Annotated in this window: 2 protein-coding genes; one reads left to right on the forward strand and one right to left on the reverse strand. The window is 64.7% G+C overall.

Annotated elements, in window-relative coordinates:
- The coding region (locus AC1D34_RS37705) for a mechanosensitive ion channel family protein (RefSeq protein WP_476827044.1) at window positions 1-903 on the forward strand (903 nt) is incomplete at its 5' end.
- A gap of 4 nt (window positions 904-907) precedes the next feature.
- On the opposite strand, the gene AC1D34_RS37710 is transcribed toward AC1D34_RS37705, so the two are convergent.
- Window positions 908-1,236 (reverse strand): hypothetical protein (locus AC1D34_RS37710; RefSeq protein ID WP_476827045.1); only part of this gene is annotated, 329 nt, incomplete at its 5' end.

Below are 1,236 nucleotides of genomic sequence, written 5' to 3' on the forward strand. Positions count from 1 at the left end.
GTGTCGTTCGGTCAACGCCTCCTCAGTGTCGCCTCCCTGGCCTTCATGGGATGGATCGCGCTGACCTTCCTGCGTGCCTTCTTCGATGCCTATACGCCGCGTGCCGTGCATGCAGGGCCGACAGACGAGGAAGCTCCCCCAGACGACCATGTCCCGTCCAGGCTCGGCACGGTGCTCCCGGTGCTGCGCGGTGTCGTGCTCGGGGCCGTGATCGGCCTGACCAGCCTTGTCGTGCTATCACGGCTGGGTGTCGATATCGGGCCCCTCTTGGCCGGCYTCGGCATCCTGGGCCTCGCCGTGTCCTTCGGTTCGCAAGCGCTCGTGCGCGATATCGTCTCCGGCTTCTTCTTCATGGTCGAGGATGCCTTCCGCGTCGGCGAATACGTCGATACGGGGCGGCTCAAGGGCACGGTCGAGAAGATTTCGCTACGCTCGGTACAACTGCGCCATCAGAGCGGACAGATCCATACAGTGCCCTTCGGCCAGATCCCGTCCCTGACCAATGCCAGCCGCGACTGGGCAACGGTGAAGTTCAACGTCCGGCTCGACCGCTCCGCCGATATCGAGAAGGCGCGCAAGACAATCAAGAAGATCGGCCTCGCGTTGCTGGAGGACCCGGAATTCGGACCTCACTTCATCGCGCAGCTCAAGATGCAGGGTGTGGCCGAGATTGCCGACACTGCGATCGTCATCCGGCTGAAATTCACCGCCAAGCCGGCTCAGGCCGGTGCGCTCCAGCGTGAGGCGCTGAAGCGGATGTATCAGGCGCTCAACGATGCCGGCGTAGCCTTTGCCTCGAACGCCGTGACCGTCAGGGGCGGTGAAGGGCAGGCCTCTGCCGGGGCCGCCGCATCGATCACGACCATCCAGCCGCCGACGCCGCTGGCGCCTTCGGCCGGGTAGGGTCTCAACGACTGGCTTCGAGGATGAAGAAGAAGCCGAAGCCAATGGCTGTCAGCAGGAGGCCAAGCCCGAGTCCGAGGCGGGCGGCAGAAATCTGGGCGACGAGTTGGGTGCGAAAGCCCGCTCGCTCTGCCTCATGCTCACGGCCATGCTTGTGGAATTGGCTGGCATAGAGATCCGGCGTCATCTGGTGGCCGACGGGCCGGTTTTCCTCGAGCTCGAAGCGGATCGCCACGAAGGCGATGAAGAGGCCGAGCAAGCCGACGCCGAACCAGCCGATCGCCTGCAAAGCCAGCCAGGCGAGACCGAGCAGCGCCGCGATGCAGACGACGA

Source organism: Allobosea sp. P1_A7, assembly GCF_056406775.1.